The sequence below is a fragment of the Desulfosporosinus sp. genome, assembly GCF_014237355.1.
Lineage (GTDB): Bacteria > Bacillota > Desulfitobacteriia > Desulfitobacteriales > Desulfitobacteriaceae > Desulfosporosinus.
In genome coordinates, this window is the sequence record NZ_JABZFS010000014.1 from 42,982 (window position 1) to 65,742 (window position 22,761).

Annotated in this window: 20 protein-coding genes; 3 read left to right on the forward strand and 17 right to left on the reverse strand. The window is 39.8% G+C overall.

All coding sequences use genetic code 11. The features are described 5' to 3' along the window. Position 1: 1 nt before the first annotated feature. From HGJ98_RS02930 to HGJ98_RS02940, 3 genes are read right to left on the reverse strand one after another with little or no spacing between them, the layout of a single operon-like run. Positions 2-2,320 (reverse strand): ABC transporter permease, encoded by a 2,319-nt coding sequence (locus HGJ98_RS02930; RefSeq protein ID WP_291349530.1) that lies wholly within the window; start codon positions 2,318-2,320, stop codon positions 2-4. Then, positions 2,305-3,627: an MFS transporter gene (locus HGJ98_RS02935; RefSeq protein ID WP_367142656.1), complete on the reverse strand. Its 1,323-nt coding sequence runs from the start codon at positions 3,625-3,627 to the stop codon at positions 2,305-2,307. Before HGJ98_RS02935 ends, HGJ98_RS02930 begins: the two co-directional genes overlap by 16 nt. Beyond that, positions 3,596-4,243, reverse strand: coding sequence for a TetR/AcrR family transcriptional regulator (locus tag HGJ98_RS02940; protein WP_291349531.1), 648 nt, complete (start codon positions 4,241-4,243; stop codon positions 3,596-3,598). Before HGJ98_RS02940 ends, HGJ98_RS02935 begins: the two co-directional genes overlap by 32 nt. A gap of 454 nt (positions 4,244-4,697) precedes the next feature. On the opposite strand from HGJ98_RS02940, the gene HGJ98_RS02945 reads away from it, so the two are divergent. After that, on the forward strand, positions 4,698-7,133 hold the full coding sequence (locus tag HGJ98_RS02945; RefSeq protein ID WP_291349532.1) for a PAS domain S-box protein: 2,436 nt from the start codon (positions 4,698-4,700) through the stop codon (positions 7,131-7,133). Between the two features lie 137 nt (positions 7,134-7,270). Here HGJ98_RS02945 and HGJ98_RS02950 read toward each other — a convergent pair whose 3' ends face one another. From HGJ98_RS02950 to HGJ98_RS02975, 6 genes are all read right to left on the reverse strand, one after another. Further along, complete coding sequence (locus HGJ98_RS02950) at positions 7,271-7,483, reverse strand: hypothetical protein (RefSeq protein WP_291349534.1); 213 nt, start codon at positions 7,481-7,483, stop codon at positions 7,271-7,273. A gap of 598 nt (positions 7,484-8,081) precedes the next feature. Beyond that, positions 8,082-8,282, reverse strand: a complete 201-nt coding sequence (locus tag HGJ98_RS02955) for a sigma factor-like helix-turn-helix DNA-binding protein (protein ID WP_291349536.1) — start codon at positions 8,280-8,282, stop codon at positions 8,082-8,084. A gap of 340 nt (positions 8,283-8,622) precedes the next feature. Beyond that, the gene (gene rbr / locus HGJ98_RS02960) at positions 8,623-9,156 is read right to left on the reverse strand and encodes a rubrerythrin (protein ID WP_291349537.1); all 534 of its coding nucleotides are present in this window, start codon (positions 9,154-9,156) and stop codon (positions 8,623-8,625) included. A gap of 361 nt (positions 9,157-9,517) precedes the next feature. Next, positions 9,518-9,793, reverse strand: coding sequence for a hypothetical protein (locus HGJ98_RS02965; protein WP_291349538.1), 276 nt, complete (start codon positions 9,791-9,793; stop codon positions 9,518-9,520). A 207-nt stretch (positions 9,794-10,000) separates the two neighbouring features. Next, on the reverse strand, positions 10,001-10,156 hold the full coding sequence (locus HGJ98_RS02970) for a hypothetical protein (protein WP_291349539.1): 156 nt from the start codon (positions 10,154-10,156) through the stop codon (positions 10,001-10,003). Continuing rightward, positions 10,153-10,485 (reverse strand): TfoX/Sxy family protein, encoded by a 333-nt coding sequence (locus tag HGJ98_RS02975; RefSeq protein ID WP_291349540.1) that lies wholly within the window; start codon positions 10,483-10,485, stop codon positions 10,153-10,155. The genes HGJ98_RS02970 and HGJ98_RS02975 overlap by 4 nt, the downstream gene beginning before the upstream one ends. Positions 10,486-10,813: 328 nt before the next feature. Here HGJ98_RS02975 and HGJ98_RS02980 point away from each other — a divergent pair, with 328 nt between their 5' ends. Together HGJ98_RS02980 and HGJ98_RS02985 are read left to right on the forward strand one after the other, a co-directional pair. Continuing rightward, positions 10,814-13,513 (forward strand): PAS domain S-box protein, encoded by a 2,700-nt coding sequence (locus HGJ98_RS02980; RefSeq protein ID WP_291349541.1) that lies wholly within the window; start codon positions 10,814-10,816, stop codon positions 13,511-13,513. Between the two features lie 206 nt (positions 13,514-13,719). Beyond that, complete coding sequence (locus tag HGJ98_RS02985) at positions 13,720-14,211, forward strand: hypothetical protein (RefSeq protein WP_291349542.1); 492 nt, start codon at positions 13,720-13,722, stop codon at positions 14,209-14,211. A gap of 58 nt (positions 14,212-14,269) precedes the next feature. Here HGJ98_RS02985 and HGJ98_RS02990 read toward each other — a convergent pair whose 3' ends face one another. The 8 genes from HGJ98_RS02990 to HGJ98_RS03025 all read right to left on the reverse strand — a co-directional run bounded on the left by HGJ98_RS02990 (position 14,270) and on the right by HGJ98_RS03025 (position 22,757). Next, complete coding sequence (locus HGJ98_RS02990; protein ID WP_291349543.1) at positions 14,270-15,562, reverse strand: radical SAM protein; 1,293 nt, start codon at positions 15,560-15,562, stop codon at positions 14,270-14,272. 34 nt (positions 15,563-15,596) lie between these two features. Then, positions 15,597-16,634: an NAD(P)-dependent oxidoreductase gene (locus HGJ98_RS02995; protein WP_291349544.1), complete on the reverse strand. Its 1,038-nt coding sequence runs from the start codon at positions 16,632-16,634 to the stop codon at positions 15,597-15,599. Further along, entirely contained in the window at positions 16,627-17,937 is a 1,311-nt protein-coding gene (locus tag HGJ98_RS03000; protein WP_291349632.1) for a beta-ketoacyl synthase, read from the reverse strand. The genes HGJ98_RS02995 and HGJ98_RS03000 overlap by 8 nt, the downstream gene beginning before the upstream one ends. Before the next feature lie 106 nt (positions 17,938-18,043). After that, positions 18,044-19,051, reverse strand: coding sequence for an AIR synthase related protein (locus HGJ98_RS03005; protein ID WP_291349545.1), 1,008 nt, complete (start codon positions 19,049-19,051; stop codon positions 18,044-18,046). Between the two features lie 48 nt (positions 19,052-19,099). After that, a complete protein-coding gene (locus HGJ98_RS03010; RefSeq protein WP_291349546.1) occupies positions 19,100-20,080 on the reverse strand; it encodes a diacylglycerol kinase family protein in 981 nt (326 codons plus the stop codon). Next, on the reverse strand, positions 20,077-21,252 hold the full coding sequence (locus HGJ98_RS03015) for a pyridoxal phosphate-dependent aminotransferase family protein (protein WP_291349547.1): 1,176 nt from the start codon (positions 21,250-21,252) through the stop codon (positions 20,077-20,079). Before HGJ98_RS03015 ends, HGJ98_RS03010 begins: the two co-directional genes overlap by 4 nt. Further along, positions 21,249-21,545: an acyl carrier protein gene (locus HGJ98_RS03020; protein ID WP_367142657.1), complete on the reverse strand. Its 297-nt coding sequence runs from the start codon at positions 21,543-21,545 to the stop codon at positions 21,249-21,251. The genes HGJ98_RS03015 and HGJ98_RS03020 overlap by 4 nt, the downstream gene beginning before the upstream one ends. Before the next feature lie 6 nt (positions 21,546-21,551). Beyond that, entirely contained in the window at positions 21,552-22,757 is a 1,206-nt protein-coding gene (locus HGJ98_RS03025; protein ID WP_291349548.1) for an NADH:flavin oxidoreductase, read from the reverse strand. Between the last annotated feature and the right edge of the window lie 4 nt (positions 22,758-22,761).

Here is a 22,761-nt window from a genome sequence, read left to right on the forward strand (position 1 = left end):
GCTACTCCTTTATATTTTCGTATATTTTGATTTTTCCCGCTCCCGATGTACCGATAATTGTCGCGATAAGTACTGAGCCTGCCATCATCAGCGGACTAATCAGATACGCTGAGAACGGATTGACCTGAAACTTAAACGAAGACGCTCCAAAAGAGGAGATAACAGTGCCCGCAAGTACCTCTCCGAGAGTGTTTGCCAGAAGCGTGCCGAGAACAATTCCGATAATCAGAACGAATACCGAACGCGATACATACTGTAGCCTTATATCCGAGTTTGTAAAACCGAAGGCTTTCATTACGGCAATGGAATATCTGTCCTTTGCCACAAGCATATTCATAAACAACAGTGTAACCAGTACCGTTATAATCAGCGCAACAATAATCGCTGCACGGGAGGCCTTTCCGACAGAGCTGATTGTCGAACCGAAGGTCTGGTTAATATATTCATCGATTCCCGAAACCTTTGCAAAATCAAACCTGTCCGCATATTCTGAAACCTTTCCGCTGACAAGAGATTCATCCGCAAGCTCTGCGGAAATAACGCACCACATAATGCCCGCTGAATTGTCGGTGAAAACAGCCTTTGCGGTTTTGCCGCCGTTAGTAATGTCGGAATAAATTCCACATACTGTGAGATTTCTCTCCTTCCCCTCAATTACCAGCGTAATGCCTTCCCCGACCGTTTTGCCCAGCTCATCGGCGTTCATAGCCGAAAATGCAATTTCGTTTTCTGCAGCGGGTGCTCTGCCCTCGGAATATTCTACAGGGAATATGGAATGGTCGCCAAGCTCAGTTTTAATACTTTGCTCAGAGCCGTCCGACTTGGTGGCTTTAAAAGTTTTTGTTGTAAGCACGGCATACTTTATAATAGCACTGTCGCTTCTCATGGTCTTGGAGATCTCAGCAGCTTTTCTAGAAATATTGTCGGTTTGCTGGATGTCAATGCGCATATCGCAGTTTCCTATCCCCATATATGTTATAAAACTTTTTGAGGAAATTGTGTTGCTCAGGTTCTGCGGAACAATAATGATAAATGCCGAAATCACAAGTACCACAAGCATTGTGGCGTAGAGACTTTTCCTGGCCAGAACATCTTTGACACCGAGAAAACTATTCGTATCAAATAGCCTGTTTCTACTTAGGCAAAAAGATCTTGCACCCACAGATTTCTCCTGTGAAGTGCCAAAGCGTATTGCTTCCGCAGCGGATAATTTCCGAAAGCGTCTCAGTACGACCCATACATAGGCAATAATCGCAAGCAGTACAAGCAGTATGCCGGCAATTCCGAAAAACATAGCAAAAGAAGAATTTTCGCTTTCACCCATATAAAGCCGAATGTTTTCAAGAAGCATGCCCCTGAATACAAAGGAAAGTGCAAATCCTAGGATACTGCCCGCCACCGCAATTGCCGCGTATTTCGCAAGATAAATCTTCTTTACGTCAGAAACACGCAGTCCTATTGCTTTCATAACTCCTATTTCGCGGTAGTCGTCTTCGATTTTCGCAAGGAGGGTAAAGCGTATGCACATAAATGCTATTGCAGCTACTAGCACGCTCACAAGAAGGATGACCGCAATCATCATGCCGTCGGAAATTGCGTTAAGCAGTCTGAAAAGTGGATATGTAATCGTAGGCCCGTTTGCTTCAAGTCCTGCGGAGATGTAAGCGGTTTCAAATGCAACCAGGGCCGACAAATCCTTTAATCTGAACTCAATCAGATACTCCGTACTTCCAAGGTTCCTTATTTCGGCATAATCATTTTTACTGACCAAAAATCTCTTTGAGGAAGAGAGGGTAGAATTCATCTGGGAATCCCGGAGAAATCCCGCAACCGTAAATTCTTTACCACATATCACTGCCTTATCGCCCACCCTTGCGGTGTTGTCCTTCATATAACATATGGGAACATAAAGCTCACCGTCGGATACATTTATGACGTTTCCGTCAAGATCAAGAAGATAGTCGAATTTTTCGCTCTGGATGCTGAAACCGTTATCTTGAACATTATCCCCAAGCGAACCTTCGCCAAATACAATTTGCACGCCGTCGACGTTGAGAAATTCAAGTACCTGAAATTCATCGACATGGCCATTCTGTTCTGCAAAAGCCGTAAGTCGCTTAATATCAATTACACCCGAGTGCATCTGCATAAAATGGGGAGTTTCCGCCCGCTTCATAAGTGTATCTATGGAGCCGGACAGATTTACGACGAGTATCGCCGCAAGGGAGACTAACATAGCCGCTGCAGCGACAAATATTGTTGTTGTCAGAGTTATCGCTTTGCTCTTTAAAATGTCATTGCGGATTATCCTGTAATACATAAATCACCTCTAATTTCAAGATTTTTAACCGACTTTAGGTTATACAGAATTACCGAGGTCACACATAGAAGTACTCCCGCGATGACAATGAGAAATCCCGTCCCTCTGCCACTGCCGGTGCCGATGATCATTCCCACACTGTCAGCAAACATTCCACCCTCAAGCAGCAAAGGAGTGAATACATAATCCGCAAGCACACCCGAAAGTGCGTATGCGGCAACAAATCCGAGCTGCGAAATTACACCGACTAGCCCCCACGCTCTGCCCTGAAGTTCATTTTCGATGTTGGTGCGGATAAGAAAATCTAGGCTAGTATTTGCAAAGGGGAGCATTGCAAAAAACAGAAATCCTGAAACGCTGATAACTACGATATTTTCGCGCAGTCCGAAGGCGGCCATAAATAGTCCGGCACAAAACAGCGAGACCGTAAGAATTTTTACAAAGCCCCTTTTAATTGAAAGGATTCCTATAATTAAACTTGACACAAGCATTCCCGAAGCGGCGATTGTTTCAACGGTTCCTAATACGGAGCTGTCCGAAAAAACAAGTATCATAGGCATGGAAAGCGTTTGTATAAAGCCTAGGAAAAATGTTATCACGGAGGTCATTATTACAAGAACAAGCACGCCCCTATTTCCACAAACGGCACCCCAGCCGTCTTTAAATTCACCGATAAAGGTTTTTGCCTGCTCGCATTTCTTTGAGGCTAGACCGCTGCGTACAGCAAGAGTTGCAGTGACCGTTACAAAAAATGTGAATATGTCGATTACTAGCAGTAGCTTTATATCCCATACTGTGAGCAAAAATCCCGCGATTATGGGCGAAATCAGATACTTTGCCGAGCCTGCCACCTGAACAAGACCGCTTGCCTTTGTGTACTGCTCCTCGGTAAGCAAATCCGTAACCGTAGCTTTGTAGGCGGGCTCAAGCAACGATGCAAATACCGAGCTTATTGTCACTCCAACGCAGATCTGCCAGAACTGTACTTCTCCGCGGAGCATACAAATTAAAATGAATACAAGCCCCACCGCGGAAAGACTGTCGCCCAGCACAATTAGAAGCCGGCGGTCATAGCGGTCCGCAAACACCCCCGCCACGGGACTTAACAGAAGGGACGGCAGAAACGCAAGCAAGATTACAAGTGCCATTGCCGATGCCTTTCCCGTCTGCTCAAAAACATATACCCCAAGCCCAAATGATGTAAGCCCACTCCCTATTCCTGAAATAAGCTGTCCCGACCACAGAAGAAGAAACTTTTTGAAGGATTTCTTCGAATTATTCATTGCTCCCTCCGTTTCCGCTGCCAAACATCTGCGTAACGCAAGCAAGACTTCCACTCTCAGCACCAAGCAGCCTTTCTGCATTGTAAACAAACGCCTGTATGCGTAATGCACGCTCCTCGTTCGTCATTATAACCATATCATCATCAAACACGGTATTAGTATATGCTACAACCATTTCCATACATTCGTAAGGATAAGGTGTGCTGAACAGCCCCTGCTCAATGCCCTCGCGGATTATTCCCGCCAGTATAGGTGTAACGCCGTTGATGATAACCTTTTGTATTTTCTGATGCATAAGGGCGTTCTGCGGCTTGTGAATGAGCTCTATTATTTCCTTGCTGCTTCCGCCACTTATGTTCAGTGCCATTACAACGCGGATAATGCGCTCACTTACGGGTATGCTCTTGTCTGCGGCAATTTCCTGCGCCGCCTCTAAAATACGGACATTATACCGCTCAATCAGGGCGTCCATAATATCCTCCTTCGACTTGAAGTGATAATAGAGGGTTCCCCGTGCAATTCCGACCTTCTCGAGAATATCATTTGTACTTGTTCCGTCAAAGCCCTTCTGACCGAATAGCTCATCCGCAGCCTCAAGTATTTCGTTCCTACGTTCTTCGGCTTCTTTGACAACTCTCATAATTACATCTCCTCACTATAGACCGACTGTCTGTCGATTAATGATAATATGTTATTTTTGAGTTGTCAAGAGGGCCTTCCTGTCTTTACATATTAATATTGTATTAACCTCGTTTACCAAACGGTATAACAGCAAAACCACCTAGGTAATTGCTAAATATCCCGCAAAAATACCATTATGGACTTCAACTCGCTGTCTCCAAGGCCAATAGCAAAATTAAATTTTTGTTTTCCACTGGCCAAAATACAATTATTCTTTTTGTATTTCGACAATTATTTAGAAAATTATGTGTTACGATTAACAATATTGTGGATGCCTAAGTGTTTATAAGGAGGAATCAGTAATAAGTAAGCAAAATACATTTACAGATATTGTATTACATAAAATTACAGTCTTCATTGTTATCACTATCTGTCTCTGGTCTATGGTAGTTGCCGTGCAATCCTGGAACAACTTGCGTGTAGTTAAAGAAAAAGAATTATTGTCAGTTGCAACGTTAATCCTTAATGAAGTCACGAGTCATTTTGATGATATATCAAAGATCAAAGAAAAAACAGATCTATCATACAATCAGAAGGTATTAGCAACGAATAAAATACTTCAAACATCTATTAACGATATTTCTAAGGAATATAAGAATGTTGGTATGGGGTACTATGATATAGAACTTAACTCTATTATCACCATTGCTCCCAACTTTGATCCTTTGTTACTTAAAGAAGTACCTAGTTCATATCCCTATTTTAAGTCTTATGAATCTGGGAAACCGGAATTTATAATTAATGACACATCAATAGGTTGGTATGGTAAGCCAATTTTAAATGTAACCGTACCAGTCGTTTATAATGGAAACATGATCGGGCATACTTGGACGAATCTTAAGATTGATGATCTATATTTTTTTTCTATACTTGCTGCAGCTAAAGTAATAATAATGGGCTTAATCGTTTGGTTTAGTGTTTTAAAGTACATTAGACGGAGTGTCCGTCAAACTTTAAGTCTTTTAAATACATTTAGCCAGCAGATCGTTGAAGAAAAGCAGGATGAAGCACAGTTTTCTAAAATACCCGAACTAACCCCTGTATTAGAGAAAATACAACATTATACGAACAGTTTAAAAGAATCAAACAAACAATATGATAATTCAATTTGTTTGTTAAATACTATCCTCGAGGGGATAACAGATGGCTTCTATGCTCTTGATAATGATTGGAACTTCACCTATATTAACAAAGGAGCCATACAAGCTTCATTTAAGCGAGAAGATTTAATCGGGAAGAATATATGGGAGGAGTTTCCTCAAGCTGTTGGCTCCGAATCTTACATAAAGCTTCATAAATCAAAGAATGATAATATTCCATTGTATTGGGAAACTGATGGATTATTATCAGATTACTACTACTCATTAAGTGCTTATCCTTATTTAAATGGAATCACAGTCTTCTTCAGGGATATTAAACAAGAAAAACAAATTAAAAATAATTTGATCCAACTTGCTGCTATTGTCGAGTCGTCTAAGGATGCGATCATAAGTATGACTTTAGAAGGAGTAATTAGTACTTGGAATTATGCGGCAGAGAACATGTTTGGTTACAAGGATAAAGAAATAATCGGTAAACATAACTCAATCCTAGTTCCCGAAGGATTAATAGATGCAGAACATAGTTTAGATATCTTTAGCTCTAAAAACAAATCTAATAGTTTCGAAACTGAAAGAATAACCAAACAGGGCCTAATTATTAATGTATTATTATCAGTCGCTCCTTTGGTTGACGAAAACGGTAAAGTTTACGGTACTTCAACCATATTCCATGATATTACAGATCGAATTAAGTTAGAGAAAAAACTTAAAGAAGAAATTATCCAACGGAAACAGAGCGAAGCATATTTGAAGGCTATTTTCGATAATTCCAAGCTGGGTATTGGCACAACAACCTTCGATGGTAAGATACAAAAATGTAACCGTGCGATTGAGGAAATGCTGGGCTATTCGCAAGAAGAATTATCAAGCATGGACTGGATGACCATCACCCATCCCGAAGATATAAAAAAAGACATGGATTTCTCATACGAATTGTTTAATGGCAACCGGGATTATTACGAAATTGAAAAACGTTATGTTAAAAAAGACGGGACCATCCTCTGGGCTAGTTTAACTATCGCACAATCTAAGGAACCCTATGAATTCGCTATTGCTTTTATTCAGGATATTACACAAAAGAAACTATATGAAGAGCAAATGGTCAAGTTTGATAGACTTAATCTAATTGGTGAAATGGCAGCAGGTATTAGTCACGAGGTAAGAAATCCATTGACAACAGTCAGAGGATTCTTGCAGATACTTCAAAATAAAGAAGAATGTCTTAATTACAGAGACTATTTTATACTAATGATTGAAGAATTGGATCGAGCCAATGCAATAATTACTGAATTCCTGTCAATAGGAAAGAATACTCCTACTGATTTGAATTTGCAAAATTTGAATATTATTGTAGAGTCTCTCAAACCTCTTATTGAAGCCGATGCTTACACACAGGATAAATATCTAAGAATAGAACTATCTCAGGTTCCAAGTTTATTATTAAATAGTAAGGAAATACGACAGCTGATATTAAACCTTTGCAGAAATGGACTAGAAGCTATGAATGCTGGTGGTACATTAACGATTAAAACCTTATTAGAAGGTCAAAATATAATACTCGCAATCGAAGATGAAGGGGAAGGGATAAAATCTGAAGTTTTAGAGAAATTAGGAACACCTTTCTTTACAACTAAAAAAGACGGAACTGGACTTGGCTTGGGTATTTGTTACGGTATAGCATCTCGCCATAATGCTTCTATTAGTATAGAAACAAGGCCTGAAGGAACAACCTTTTATGTTAGGTTTTAGAGTCGTAGAATAGTAAGGAAATTATATTTTATCTCATCCCCACCAACATACAAATCCGTTTTCCTCGATCGATTCAATATATTCCTTCGAATCAATTGAAAAGAAATGATCGATTAACAAATCTCTCTACCTCGGCTTTAACAATGGTCAATAAGTTCGTACTCAGGCAAATTGCTATGATGATATAATTTTGCTAGTTTTGGATCTGCAAAACTCAACCATCCTCCGTCTAGTTTTAAGTTTCCGACCCCCTTATTGGGTGTCTCACGTTTCTTTTGCAAATAGGTACAGCTACTATTCATGTGTAAGGTACACTTCTTGGTTGGTTTATCAACATTCATCCAAACCATAAATAAGTTCCCCCTTCTCCGCTCAACTTTATTAAGTCTAAGTTCACCATGAAGAGTCAGTTTAAAACTTACCAACATTCCCTATATGATTCTTTAATCATTTCCCATTTTCCTCCATGGAAATAGAAAAACAAAAAAAGATTCTCATTCAAGCGTCTAAACGTTGATCCGTCCAATAAGTGTTACTACTCTACTTATATTCTAGATATCCAGCACATTATCCGCCAGTATTTCTTTGCTAAACCAGTAACACCCTTTTTGCAATTAGTCTACTCTTATTACCTTTTCAAATCGTTGATCTATGAACATTCAATGGACATGCTGAATAGTATATTAAGAAAAACCTTCTAAATCTTATGGGATTCTAAATTAGGAGGAGTGATACGAAAGTCTCTATTGGAGACTTTCGCCGAAGCCGCGATCCTCAAATGATCCACCCACCACAAAGGAACACTTTGTGGCGAAGGAATGAGCCTTTCGCCACACTGCGTCCCGTAACGCAAACTCCGGCAGTATTATTATTCATAATTGTGTTTACATTAATTTTAAAAGAGTATAGTAAGGCAACTGCCGCCCAAAGAAAACCTACTCGAATAAGTTAACAGTGTTCCTTAAGATAAGTACGGACTTTCTTTTCAATTTCACGGACCTGTTCACGATCCACTCCAAACCTAACCTCAATTTCAATTAAGGTCTTGGGTATTCCGTCATCTATACCGAATCTTGTCCTAATTATTTTTCGCTCACCTTCATCTAAACAGTTTTCAATGGCGTCAACAACTTGCTCGCGTATATACAATTTAATTCTCCTTGTACACTTGAATGCTTGTATGTATCATTACACAATTCATTTTAACTATTATGCCCAAAATTTCCCTTATTTGTAACACGACAACTCTAAATTGGCCTAAAACGCCTAGGCTTTGCTTTAATCGATATTCACCCCAAAAAAATCACTCTCCATCGTATTTACCTTTTTTCCTTTGATTTAGGGGCGTCTGACGCTGGAATTGGCTAGTATTTAACAAACAAAAAGACGCTGATTATTCAGCGTCAGTTCCCCTAACAAACGACAAAGCTCCGCAACCCACTTTCAATCCTATTGACTTTAGGGTTGCTGCTATTTTGTCAAGAAGCTCTTAATAGTTTTGTTCTCGAACTTCAAAATATGCTTTAGGATGTTCACAGACTGGACATACCTCAGGTGCTTCTCTTCCCTCGTGAATATGACCGCAGTTTCTGCATTTCCAATAAACCTTGCCATTTTTTTTAAAGACTTTTCCCTCTTCAAGGTTCTCTAAAAGTTGCTTATAACGTTCCTCATGTTCTTTTTCTATTTTTGCCACATTTTCAAATAACTTGGCAATATGCTCTAATCCTTCCTCCCTAGCTTCAGCAGCCATTCTCGGGTACATATCAGTCCATTCGCTGTTTTCTCCGGCTACTGCCGCTTTCATGTTTTCAATAGTATTTGAAATACCGCCAAGTTCTCTGAACCATATTTTAGCATGTTCCTTCTCATTTTCAGCCGTTTCCAAGAAAAATGAACTGATTTGCTCATACCCTTCTTTTTTAGCTATGGATGCATAGTACGTATACTTATTGCGGGCTTGAGATTCTCCTATAAAAGCTTCCCATAAATTTTTTTCCGTTTTAGAACTAAACTCTTCCATAAGATGTCCTTCCTCCTATATATTAATTCATAAGTGCTTTTAGTTATTTTATAATTATTTTTAGTTTAAATCAATTAAAATTTGTAAAAACTTCAGCGAATTACATAACTTTTGTTAACAATACTACCTCAGATTATACTTAGCTTACTTACAAATCCAACCACCCTAGCACATTCCCTCAACTGCAACAGTGCCTCTTTACCAAACCAGTTACGCTCTCTGGGGATGGGCAGGCGAGAGGATTCGTAATGTGATACTTTAGCGCTATCCTCAGGTTTAATCCAAACCAGGCTTACCTTTGTGTTAACTGTCCATAAAAATTTGGCTTTAATTAAGGGGAGATAGTCTTAACATTCCATATCTACGATTCCGACGTATTTGAGGAGAAAGGCAAGAACCGTATGCGATTCCTGTCTACATAAGCTATAAGGCCACTTTGGCATCCAATGAATTTATTTTGAATACCCTTCCGAGTAGTCTCTATTTCTATGGTTTTTCCATATATGGTAATCCAATTCTCGTATTCACTTTCGAGGTCTTTAATAGTTGCTTTGCTCCTGGCCTCCTTTAGTAACTCATTAAAGGCACATTCATCTGCATCACAAAGCAGAAATATTCGGCTCGGTGCATCATCCACATCCTTTTCCCCCTTGTCCTAAGTTCTAATCAGGTTGTCCAACGTTTTATGATGTTCTTACTCCAAATGACCCACTTAAACAAAAGCGAGGTGTAATTCTACTATTGCTACTTATGTGTGGATATTTAGTTTTATTAAAGTCACTACTCTAAACAAGCCGTCATAATTGTTGATCACGAAGTAATATTGACGGATGGTTTAACATATTCATCCCATGATCGGGACAACTAATAAGCCCACCAGTATTAACTGATAGGCTAAGTGTTGTCCTTGTTGTAACCCAGGAACTTGGTAATGACTGACCATAACCTTTCCTTGTTCAAACCTTCTCCGAGAGTGAAATGGGCCCTTTCCTCGCTTCATTCACTTGCCCTTTGCTTCTTCTTCCTTGGCTTAGGGACAGGGATGAAGGGCAATAGCAGCGATATGATCTCTTTGCTATACTTCCTGTTATCAATATCCAATATATAATGCTCCTTTGCGCCGTCATAAGGAAAGCCTTTTTGTTCTCCTTTCATTTTATCCCTGATACAATCAAGGATTTTTACGTAAACTGTATTATCACAAACCAGAAGAATAGGTTTCTCTTCCACATAGACCATATATTCGCCAAACATTTTTTTATATCTGATTGTACCCGCTCCTGAGATCTGTTCACAAACATAATCTATAAAATCCGAACTCGTAGCCATGTCACACCTCCTGGTTTTATTTCATCTGTCTCTACTCCTACCTTCAATCAGGGCCCATCTAGGCGTTTTCATTGTTGTAGTATTTCGTGTTAAAAAATTAATAATCTACCGATTACCCGTTATTTCTTCACTTTTCTACGTTGCTTCACATACTGTTTTATCGATTGCTATACGTCCTGGGTATACTATAGGTATTCTTCTAAGCCGACGTTTAATTCATTCAAACGATTAATATTTCAAATTATTACTCCTATCCGACAAAAAAATATGACAAATTATTGGGAACGTTGGATGTACAATCTAATTATTGGTAAATTTTTTTCACATAATGGAGGTAGTTATTTTGTATTATGACTTTGCATCCAATGTATTAGATGTATTGTTCTTATGCGGTATTGTGATTTGGATTAATTTATCTCTCAAAAGCAACTATTATTCTCGTGTTTTATTAGGTATTCTATTTGGACTTATTACTATCTATGTTATTAAAGGTAGAATTGAGGTTGTTAACGATCACTTTTATGACTTCCGAAATATTACTATGACATTAGCTGGATTTATTGGAGGTCCAGTTACTGCTATAACTGCAGCTTTCATTGGTGGGCTTTATCGTTATTTTGTAGGTGGAAATGGCTCAATGGGCGGCGTCTTAAGTATTATGATTTTTGCTTGTTTTGGAAGTATCTTAGGAAGACATGTGAAGGGTAGTCAAAATGGCAAAAGACTATTGTTTTGGTATTTCATTGGGTTGGTTATGTCAAGTATCTCGCTATTAATTATTGCCTTTATCGACCTATGGAGAAACGATACGACAATTATTCTTAGAGTAATTGCTGGCCCTGTATTAATCATCAATCCACTTGCAACAACAATAATTTTTAACTTTTACTTTTTGATTTCCGAATTCTTTCGTAAAGCATCAATCCTAAATACGATCTTAAACTTTAGTCCAATAAATTTAATGATTTTTAATACTAGTGGACCAATTCTACAAAGTGAAAATTTGAAAAAGCAATATAGTATTTTAAATGTAATTGAAAGATTAGTTCAAACAGAGGATTGCAAAAGAACCTTCTTAAATGCTACAAAACAGCTGCATCGAGAAATTTGTACAGATGATCAGCGACACTATGTCGCTGACTTGTGTAGTTTTCAACTACCCAGTGGCGAGTTTGCATGTGCGGCTATTATAAACAATGTAACTGATCGGATGAGAGACCAAGAAAAACTTAGGGGTGCGAACGATAGATTTGCTAAAGTATTTGAATTGAGTCCTCATATGATGGCTATTATTCGTAAATCAGATTACAAATATATTGATGTTAACCATCGTTTCCTTAAAGTCAGGGGTTTTACACGTAGAGAAGTTATTGGTAAAACACCCATCGAGATAGGTGTTCCTGACAGTGAATTTAGACGCCTTATGGATGCCCTTGAGTTGAAAGGGATAGTACATAATACTGAGTGTTCACTGGTTTCGAAATACAATTCAATAGGCACGTTCTTGCTTTCTGCTGAAAAAATAAATATAGACGATCAAGAATGTATTTTGCTAGCGTATAATGACATTACAAAAATAAAACGATTGCAAACAGAAAGGCTTAAACAGCTTTCAAAATACTTGACATTAGAGAAAGAACTTTCTCGAAGTAACCAACTAATAGCAAACATTATCAATAGCATGCCCGATAGCTTCTACGTGTTAGATGATCAAGGCAGGTTTATTTTTATAAACAACAAAGCAGTTGAGTTATTTCAAAAAACACGAGAAAAGCTAATAGGCAAAGTATATTGGGACTTATTTCCTCAAGCAAAAGGGACCTTACTCGAACTCTATTATAAAAAAGCAATGGATGATAGGTTACCCTTTACGTTTGAATATGAAAGTATTTCTTACAAAGACAAATGGTATCAAACGACTGGATATCCTTCCCAATTCGGCTTATCTGTTTATTATAGGGATATTACTGAACAAAAGTCAGCGCGTGAGGATTTGATTAAATCTAAAGAAGAAACAGTATCGATTCTCGAAAGCATGACTGATAGTTTTTTTGCAATTAATTCGGACTGGGAATTTACTTACATAAATGGTCCCGCTGAGAAAGCCTTTGGAAAGTGTCGTGAAGAATTATTAGGTAAAAAACTAACGGAAGTATTTAACCTCCATGAAGCCTCGCATCTTAACTATCAAGCGGCAATGAATGAAAAAAGGTCCATTACTTATGAAATTGTTTCGGAAATGTTAGGTAACACGTGGGTAGAGATTAAACTGTACCCAATAGAAAATGGGCTTACCATTTATTTTCAAGACATTTCTAGTCGTAAAAAATCTGAAGAAGAAATGGCAAGACTTGACCGTCTTAATCTTGTAGGACAATTGGCTGCAGGTATAGGACATGAAATAAGAAATCCACTGACAACAATTCGTGGCTATCTCCAATTGATAGGCGCAAAATCTGATTATGCAATTCTGAAACCAACCTTTGATCTTATGATTTCCGAAGTTGATCGTGCAAATTCAATAATTACTGAATTCCTTTCCCTGGCTCAAACAAAAAAAACCGAACTGAAACTTCAAAACCTTAACGACATTCTTGAGCAGTTATATCCTCTTTTAGAAGCCGATGCTTTTTTTCAAAATAAACAGATTCGCTTCACTCTGGGGGAGATTACCTATCTTGAATTAAATGCTAAAGAAATCACTCAACTTATTCTAAATCTAACCCGCAATGGGCTCGAAGCAATGGAGGAAAAAGGTTGCCTGACTATTGAAAGTTATTTACAGGATGATAAGGTGGTGCTGGCAATTGAAGATGAAGGATGTGGTATTCCACTTGAAAATATCAAAAAACTAGGGACCCCCTTCTTTACTACTAAAGATACTGGGACTGGGTTGGGACTTGCAACATGTTACAAAATTGTAGAATCTCATAATGCTAATATCTGCGTCGATTCTAGTCCCACAGGTACAACGTTTTATATTTCTTTTCCTATTCCGTCAACAGAGCAGGAAAACTTAATTGCTTAAATACATCTGTTTTGGCAATGTTCCCCTAGACTCCTAACCATTTAGATAATTAAAAACAGTATTTTCATTTCTTAAAGGACTCTGCTCGTTCATAGAGAAGGGAGAAATAATTCAACTTTTATGTTTTTTGAATATTTTGTATTCATTCATTCCTTATATACATATCCTGTTACTAAACAGGGTTCTTTAGAGGAGTGGATGTATAAATGTTGCGCCAGAATTGCGGCATTCATGCAAATGACACTGGAATTTTTGTTTATGAACCGTCAGTAATAAAATCAAGAGAACTTAGTACGGATTTGTTCTACGAGGAAGTTCACCAAAGGGTTGAAGTGTTAAGAGACGCCTTAAATATAAACTTCGAACTTAAGCTTAAACAATTGAATTATGGTACTGATATTGTTTGTTTAGATGATCAAACTAAAGAAGATTTTATCCAATTCTGTTTTCATTTCTGTAACGCTAAACAAGGCATTTACGTGGACCAGTTAACGTTACCTTCTCATCTTATAAGAAAGGGGATTGGAACTTTCTGTGTCAAATGGCTTAAAGATTCTGCTAGTGCTTTTGGCTTCAAATACATCGTTCTGGGATCTGTCGCAGAGGCTCGTACATTTTGGACTAAAATGGGATTTAGGATCCTTACATCCGAAGAATTACACAATTTCCCAGGTTACCAGGGTCGTTACAGTCGCTAGCACAACCCACATTGTAAAATCATCTAAGGTCTTACAAATAGAGAGGAAAACTGACGTTTTACCTCATCCTCTCCAACCGCTCATACAAATTCGTTTTCCTCCCCCGCTCCCAGGAACTGTAGATCTTCGACGAAAGCTCCGGGGTTAGTGGAAGGGTAGTTAACCCATTCTCTTTGTAAAGCCTGTGAATCTCTGGTGCACAGCTTTCGCATAGAAAACACTCTCCACCCCATGCAAAGAGACTGCGCATCGTTTGATAAATATCCTCGAAATTATCCACATTGATATTTCCAAAGGAGATGTTTAGAAATTCGCAGGGTTGTAAATCGCCCTTAGCATTTATATAGAATCTATCCGTTCCCCCAGCAGTACAACCAAAAACCGACTTATCTTCTTCAATGATCTGAGCCGAGATGGAGGGATAGTCTGCCAACTCTGTGTGTAAATTATAGCGGTTTACTTTCTTTTTAATATATTCAATATCCTTATGAGTGAATTCTATATCTGCTTTTTCTAACCATGCTCCGGCAGGTTTAGGTTTAATGATCTGGATCAGGCAAGCCTTAAAGTCCTTAGCCACCTCCATTATTTCTTCAAACCTACCATTATAGAAATCCTCTCTCATCAGGCACGTATTGAAGGCAACCCCTAACTCTGCCTCATGACACATCTTTACTCCTTCCTCCATAGTTTCCCAGGCCGACTCTTTACCCATAAACTTGTTAAAGATGTCCGGTACAGAGCTGTGTAAAGAAAACATGATAGCGGTGACATTTTGCTCCTTTAGTTCCACAAGCTTCTCCTTAGACATACCAGCGCCTGTAGAATTTATCCAAATTTCTGATCTGGAATCTATTGCAGAACAAATCTGCTGTAATCGCTCGTAAGCCAAAAAGGGTTCTCCACCCTCGATATTGAAGAAGGCAATTCCAAGGTCCTGCAACTTCCGAACGACCTGGATCAGGGTATCGATCTTAGTATCCTTGCCCCTATCGAGTTTCTGATAACAGTGGGTGCAATGATACGGACAGGCGGAGGTAATCGAAATTAAAACAGTGGTACAGGGCATCTTCTCTTCAAATTGACTAAATTTCTGACAGGCAGTATAAAAAGCGGAAGAAGGAAAACCAGGGATATATAATCCTAACCTTGTCTTATCCCCTAATTTCACAAATTTATTATGCTCCATCCGAGACACAAAAAGCAGAAGTCTTTTCATCAACAAAATAAACCTTTTGAACGTAATTTCTCTCTTCCAAAGGGTCGGTAGGAAGTGGAAGAAAATGCTTAGTTTCAGTTTCAAGCCGAAGACGGCTTTTCCTAGGCCTGTTACATTACTTACTGTTATCATTTTTTATCTCCCCCCTTCATTCAAGCTTGGCTGATCAGATCAGGCCTTGCTTTTTATACCAAAGGACGGTTTTCTTGACCCCTTCTTCAAGACTAAAGGAGTTTCTGAAGCCAAGGATTTGACTTGCTTTGTCCACTGAAAACTCAATATTGTCGTAAAACATATTGACTCTTCCCCGTGTTAAGAGCGGTGGACTCTGAGATTTAAATAGGGTGAATAGAAGCTCCATCAGAAATGCCACTGGATAGCTTACAGCCTTAGGAAGATTGCCGGGCTTTTTTACTCCTGCTTCTGAACAGAACAGCTTATAGATCCGGTCCATATTCTCAGACCGTTGATTACCCACTAGAAAGCAGTTTTGGCCTTTCAGCTGTTTTGTATAAGCCAAAAAGTAGGCCTTTGCTAGGTCTCCGGCATAGATGACATGAAAATTATTCTGTTTCGCTCCTGGAACAAAGGGAATTCCACGTTTAGCCGTCTTTAGGTATTCATAAAACCCCGTGTTAAATTCCCGCTCACCATACACCCAAACAGGCTCCAAAATAGTCAGGTTCAAATGATGGGTTGCCGCAAAAGCCAAAGCCTCTTTCTTGGCCATGGCTTTCGTATCTCGATAGTAGTTTAACTTACAGGGGAACAGTTTGTCTCCGAAATACGAATAGTGAGAATTATAGGGGGATTGTTCGTTTTTGACAGCTAGACAGTTTTCTTCTCCATAGACGGAATTAGATCCAGTTAACAGGATATTTTTTATTCCAGCCTGAACACAGGCAGTCAGAACATTTTTAGTACCGACGACGTTTGTCTGATAGAATTCGTCATAATCTCCCCAGTCGGCTACTTTGGCAGCGTTATGAATCACCCAATCGTAGCCGCTGAAAGCTCTCACCAATTCCTCAATATTCCTGACATCACCAGTCGTTAACTCAACTGGTAAACCCTCGATATTAGAAAGGTTACTGACTTTTCTAACCAGGCAGCCTACTTTGACCTGATTTTCACAGAACACCCTCGCAATATGGCTGCCAATAAAACCAGTTGCACCGGTGATCATGACCTGCCCCCTACTCATTTTCCCGATACCTCTTGAACAGAATCAAGGAATTATGCCCCCCAAAGCCGTAGGAGGCGGATAGAGCGTATTCAATGGGGGTCTGGAAGGTCTCCAAAGGCAAATTCAAATTTTCCATCGGTTCTGAAATTAAGTTCCCATGAATTCTAGATTCTTTTATGGAGATTGCTGTTACTGCCGCCTCAAGTGCTCCACTTGCCCCGATACTATGCCCAAGGATACCTTTGGTTGAATTAATATATGGCTGGTTGTTTTTATTTCCAAAGATCCTTTGGATGACTCTAGACTCAATATCATCGTTCATAGTTGTCGCAGTACCGTGGGCATTCAGATAGTCAACCTTAATCCCCTGGCATATCCTCTCAAAAAGACCAGAGATATTGTCCCCGCTGGGGTCCATCTGGACAATGCTGTAGGTATCGCTGCCTGCTTCGAACCCTGCAACCTCAGCATATATATCAGCCCCCCTGGTCTTAGCTTTTTCGAGCTCCTCTAATACAAGGACACATCCTGACCCTTCATTAAATAGAAATCCACTTCGTTGCTGAGAAAAGGGTTGGGGCCTTCCGTCCTCTGCCCTAGTTAGAGTTGAGAGCATGTCAAACCCTCTCATGATAGCCCCATTCTTTTCCCCTAAGGCCTCAACACCCCCTGTCAGAATTACATCACATCTGCCTTCTGAAATTGTTCTGTAAGCCTCACCAAGGGCATAACTTCCTGACGCACAGGAGGCATTGAGAGTATAGCTGAAGCCTTTTAGCCCGAAAAGGATGGAAATCCAGGCTGCAGGGGAATTCGTCATGAGCATGGGAATAACCATTCTATTGAACCTAGGAGACTGAGAGACTGACGTTTCGCTATCTGCGATATGAGCTATATGATTCATATGAGCTAAATAGGAATCAAAGGCGGTCTGCAGGCTGCTCATACCAATGCCGATAATTGTGCCGCAATTTTCCAGTCCCCTAACCTGCAGGTATTTTTCCCCGTCACTAATCCTAAATCCCGCATCTTCCAAAGCCAGCTTCGTACATAGAACGGAGATTCTGGCTGCCTCTTCCATCATCCCTTCCACTGATTTGTGGAATCCTAGATCTGTCAGAGAAAATTTTGGTTTGGGAACAAAATAGCGTGATTTAAACTTATAGGTCTGTTCATAACTCTTCGGAATTTCGGTTAGACATGTTTTCATTCCGTATATACCTGCTGAGAAATCCTCTTTGCCAATACCAAGGGCTGTAGCTGGTCCTATCCCCGTGATAACAACTCTACGTTTTACTTCAACCGCCCCCTTTGTCGAAATTCGAGGTTCGAGGAACGAAGTTCGATTAGCATGTTCTGCTTCGCAGTTTACTATTATGTAACTTTGTCATCCTTGATAGAAAATAAAATGGAGATGGTTAAACGGACTAAGTATTCTTAAGAAAATAAATGACTTCTCGCAAATAATCTTTCGGATCTGCGTAGTCTCTGGCTCGCAGGGCGTAGTTACTTAAATCGATCTCACGGTTTCTTTTCCGGAGAGATTTAATCCCTTGTTCTTTTACTTCGCCAAGTTTATAAACTACTAACTTCTTTTCTCTGGCTTCTCTCTCAAACTCTTCTTCAATCTCTTTCCCTAAGGTAAACAGTAATTCATACTCTCCACATTCTCCTAAAAAAAGCATTTCCTTAGGGAGGTTCAAAGTTTTTGCTAAAAACAAACCACTTTTAATATATGGTAGGCTGTTTACTACAAAACCTGTTCTGCTCATTTCTGAAATGGTGCTTAAAGCATTGAAGACACCATCACTTGTATCGATACAGCAATGGCTATATTGCCTAATTAGCTCTGCCTCCTTGCTTCTCAAGGGAAAGAAATTTTTCCATCTCCCCGTAAGATGTTTGACTAGAGGGTTTTGCTCATATAGTTTAAGGGCAGCCTCCAGGTTTCCTCTGCCCATTGGGCCAGTAATATAAATCCCATCCCCAACCTTTGCTCCACTCCTTAAGAGGGCCTGACAGTCTAGATCTCCAATAACCGAACCAGTGTATCTCCAGGTTTTCGAGATCCCAAAATCTCCACCAATAAAACCTGCCTTTACTTCTTTAAGTACTTGGGCAATTCCAAGAGACACCTTTTCAACATAGTCCATGGTCCATGAATCTCGTATAACCATACTATGAGCGTAGAATTTGGGTCTGCCCCCTGAAGCCAGTATGTCACTGATACTGCCTATGGCCATATTCCAGCCTAACCTATAAGGATCCTCTTCTCTCATTAAGTCTTCTTCGGAAAATTCGTCGATATTATACAAAAGCCCTTTACCAGCAAAAGTGACGACTTCAGAGTCTGACTCAAAGAGATTATTTTGTTGGCTAGAACTCCTAGGCATATGCCTGTTAATAACTTCGATTAGTTCCTTTTCTCTATTCATCATTAGCCCTCTTGCTTATCTACTTTTGGTGTAACTTCATTAATTAACTTAACCTTTACTTTTATCACAAATTACTTCTAAAGGGTCCTTTGCAGACTCAATTACACAGGGCAAAAACCCTCTAGGATCACCATCAAACTCTAATTCATGATTTTGACTGCTTCCGTAGACTTCTATTCGCTGAGCGTATTGTAAACACATCGTATTGTTATTAGCAAACTCTTTAGCGCTGTACAACTTTTTTAAGACACTTACCCAATTTGCAAGACCAACATTTTTAACAGTCAGGGTATAAAAACGTGGATCTATATGGGATAACTGATGTTTCACCTTAAGTCCTGAAGCGATATAAGTCGTTTTACCCACAAAGATATTGTAAACCTTCTCCAACACCTGTTTTCGGCTATCTAAAGTGACTGTAAAGTTTACCGACTGAAACCTTAGCAGAGTTTTAATTACTGAAACCAACGTCCCCGCAAAATCCCCGATTAAGTCTCTAATCCCGCTGTTAGCTCCTTTAGCCACTAGGGCTCCCAGCCCAATATTAGAACAGCAGGCGAAATAGCTGGTTTGTAGATTTTGATGATTAAGGCAGAGCGGACGACCGTCCAGCCTCTTGTCATACTCACCCAAATAATTAATCTTCCCAATCGGTATCTTCTCACACTCTCCCTTAAGAACAGCATAAAGGGCTTGATCGATATCCAGGGGTAAATCGTAGCTCTTACAAAAATCAGGACTCATACCCGTATGAATAACTGCCAGCTTAGACTTGGAAATCCTTCTGCCCTGAAGATCATAAAATCCACTGATCACCCTGTTGATTGTACCGTCTCCCCCTACAGCGACTATGACATCATAGTTCTTTTTATTCCCTTCTACTGAGAGGGTATAGGCATCATCAAGATCTTTGGTCAGCCGATAATCAAAGTTTACTCCCCTTTGATGAAGAAACGAAACGATCCTCTCAAACGTTGCTTTGCTTTTTCCACCCTTAGAACCCGGATTTAATATAAAGAAATATCTCATAAGAAACCTATCCTTTGGATGATCCTGATAGCTTCATCAATAGTCTCCTGGCTAAGACCAGCGCTAGCAATCAACCTTACTCGCCCTTGATTACTGGGAACCGCAGGTTCAATGAAGGAGGTGGAGAGTATTCCTTCTTCATAGAGCTTTTTGGCAAGGATAAAGGTAGTTTCTTGGCTGCCCGTTTGAATGGAATTAATCGGAGCCTCACCGGAAACGACGTTAAATCCTCCCTCAAGAAGTGCTTCATAGATTTGTCGTTGATGAGCCACAAGTCGTCTCTTAATATCGCCAAATTCGGAATAAATAATATCCAGAACTGCATTGATACCAGCCAAGACCGCTGGGGTAAGGGCAGTGGAGTATACTAAATGAGAGCAGTAATATTTGAGATAGTCTATTAGTTTTTTATCCCCGCTGATCATCCCACCAGCATTAGCGAGCCCCTTACCTAGTGAGGCAGTATAGATTCCTCTGTATCCTTCAATCATCTGCTCTTCGAGAATTCCTCGGCCCGAATTTCCCAATACCCCGATACCATGTGAATCATCGATAATCGGCAAGGCACCGTACTTGTCACACAACTGTAGGATCTCTTTAAAGGGGGCAATACTACCTTCGGTTGAAAATACAGACTCAGTCACCACAAAGACCTGCCTAAAGTCTCTTGATTTCTGCAAGATTCCTTCCAAGTGCTCAAAATTATTATGCAGATAGGGTCTAATTTTACTTCCTGAGGATTTAATTCCTTGGATCAAGGAGGAATGAACTAATCTATCGACAACAATTAAGTCCTGTGGCCCAGCAACGCATGCAAATAAACCGTTATTAGCTTGGTAACAGGAAGGAAAAATAACCGTGTCCTCCAAGCCAACAAAGCGCGATAATCTTTCCTCCAACCTTTGGTATAAATCTATATACCCCGTAGCGATGGGAGTACCGCAAAGGGAAACTCCATAGGTATGAATTCCTTCAATTGCAGCTTGTATCACTCTACTGTCGGAAGCCAAGCCCAAATAATTATTCGAGGCTAAGTCAATCATTTCACGTCCATTTACCAGCATTCGTCCAGTGAGACCTGAATTTATTGTCTGGTAATAAGGATTATACCCCGTGATCTTTGCGAGGCTCTTATCTACATTCAACCTATTGTAAAAATCAGCTAGAGTCATATTACCTCCTTAAGTTTCTCTACCATATCATTTACAGTGAAAATATCCGCAAAATCATCCTCTGATATAGTTATGGCAAATTCATCCTCTAAGGCTGAAAGGATCATCAACTTGTCTAAAGAATCGACTAATAGATCTTCGATTAAACGACTCTCTAAGGTGATTATGGGTCGTTTATCCAAAACACTTTGTATTGTGCTAATGACTCTGCTTTCCATCTTCCTCTTCCTTTCATTAACAACTCTATGCTCAACTGGTGGATCTTCCGCCAGCTTACGGATCTGTATCAGCATAACCGCTTATCGCCGATAGCACCTTGTTGACCGGTCAGAATCACACATGACAGCGCATATGTTGCAATTAACACATTTGGAGGTGTAATCCTCGTCCTGTTGGAGTAAATGGACGAAGTCGGATTCACAAATTAACGGCCTGCATAGACTAACGAAATCCGCATAGCCATTTTCTAGACAATTTCGTATTTCTGCTCCCTTTCGAAAACCACCAACACTTATTATAGGACTACTGGTTAAATTTTTCGCAATTTTAGCATAGCTAAGGTTATAAGTCGGCGTAAAGGGCTTTAATTTAGACCTCATGATGCAATAAATTAGAGCGTTATAAAGCAGCTTAGGTATAGTTTTAATGCTGATATTATCTTTAAAGACAGGATTATGCTTTAAAATTACTTTGAGTGGAATATCTCCGCGAAAGATATTGAGAGCATTGTCCATTGTTCCATAACTAATCTCTATACCATCAACTTTTTGACCATCTAAAAACTTAATCAGGCTGGTAAACTGTCTAGGTGTAAATCGAGTAAAATAGTCATCGCTCCCGCTTACCTTTACCAACAGCCCAAAATCCTTACCACACTTAGTCCTGATTTCTTGAAGAATCAATTCCAGGAATTCTGTACCTAGCTTACTAGACTCATCAATGCCAAATTCATCCTTCCTAGTATTGATACCGGGTAATATAAATTGATGGATCAGGTAACCGTGGGCTGCATGCACCTGCACACCGTCAAATCCAGCACGTTGAGCATAGCTTGCTGATTCCCCAAACTTCCTGACCAAGGAATACACCTGTTCCGTCGTCAATTCCCGTGGATATCCTCCAAAATATAAGGAGCTCTTACTGGAGACCCCCCAAACATCCTGGCTGGTTTCCTGTTTCCTTGTCTGCCTGCCTGTGTGGGCTAACTGCATAAAGATTTTACAATCGTAGTTGTGAACCTCTCTGGTAATTGGCAAATAGTATTCAATCATTTCCTCACGGTCTATTCCCGCTTGACCTGGCTGCATGGCTTTTCCTTCTGGAGAAATATAGGCGAAGCCTGTGATGATCCCCCCAACCCCTCCTGCAGCTAATTCCTTATACAACTGTCGGTATTCTGAGAGTGGACGCCCCAGGGAATCACACATTCCCTCGAAGGTTGCCGATCGGATGATCCTGTTTTTCAAGTGACAGGGACCTATTCTAGCTGGTTCGAAAAGTTTCATAATA

Coding starts and splice junctions, on each gene's coding strand:
- HGJ98_RS02930 (WP_291349530.1), bottom strand. CDS start 2,320: ATGTATTACAGGATAATCCGCAATGACATTTTAAAGAGCAAAGCGATA.
- HGJ98_RS02940 (WP_291349531.1), bottom strand. CDS start 4,243: ATGAGAGTTGTCAAAGAAGCCGAAGAACGTAGGAACGAAATACTTGAG.
- HGJ98_RS02950 (WP_291349534.1), bottom strand. CDS start 7,483: ATGGTTTGGATGAATGTTGATAAACCAACCAAGAAGTGTACCTTACAC.
- rbr (WP_291349537.1), bottom strand. CDS start 9,156: ATGGAAGAGTTTAGTTCTAAAACGGAAAAAAATTTATGGGAAGCTTTT.
- HGJ98_RS02970 (WP_291349539.1), bottom strand. CDS start 10,156: ATGAAGCGAGGAAAGGGCCCATTTCACTCTCGGAGAAGGTTTGAACAA.
- HGJ98_RS02975 (WP_291349540.1), bottom strand. CDS start 10,485: ATGGCTACGAGTTCGGATTTTATAGATTATGTTTGTGAACAGATCTCA.
- HGJ98_RS02980 (WP_291349541.1), top strand. CDS start 10,814: ATGGAGGTAGTTATTTTGTATTATGACTTTGCATCCAATGTATTAGAT.
- HGJ98_RS02985 (WP_291349542.1), top strand. CDS start 13,720: ATGTTGCGCCAGAATTGCGGCATTCATGCAAATGACACTGGAATTTTT.
- HGJ98_RS02990 (WP_291349543.1), bottom strand. CDS start 15,562: ATGATAACAGTAAGTAATGTAACAGGCCTAGGAAAAGCCGTCTTCGGC.
- HGJ98_RS02995 (WP_291349544.1), bottom strand. CDS start 16,634: ATGAGTAGGGGGCAGGTCATGATCACCGGTGCAACTGGTTTTATTGGC.
- HGJ98_RS03005 (WP_291349545.1), bottom strand. CDS start 19,051: ATGAATAGAGAAAAGGAACTAATCGAAGTTATTAACAGGCATATGCCT.
- HGJ98_RS03010 (WP_291349546.1), bottom strand. CDS start 20,080: ATGAGATATTTCTTTATATTAAATCCGGGTTCTAAGGGTGGAAAAAGC.
- HGJ98_RS03015 (WP_291349547.1), bottom strand. CDS start 21,252: ATGACTCTAGCTGATTTTTACAATAGGTTGAATGTAGATAAGAGCCTC.
- HGJ98_RS03020 (WP_367142657.1), bottom strand. CDS start 21,545: ATGCTGATACAGATCCGTAAGCTGGCGGAAGATCCACCAGTTGAGCAT.
- HGJ98_RS03025 (WP_291349548.1), bottom strand. CDS start 22,757: ATGAAACTTTTCGAACCAGCTAGAATAGGTCCCTGTCACTTGAAAAAC.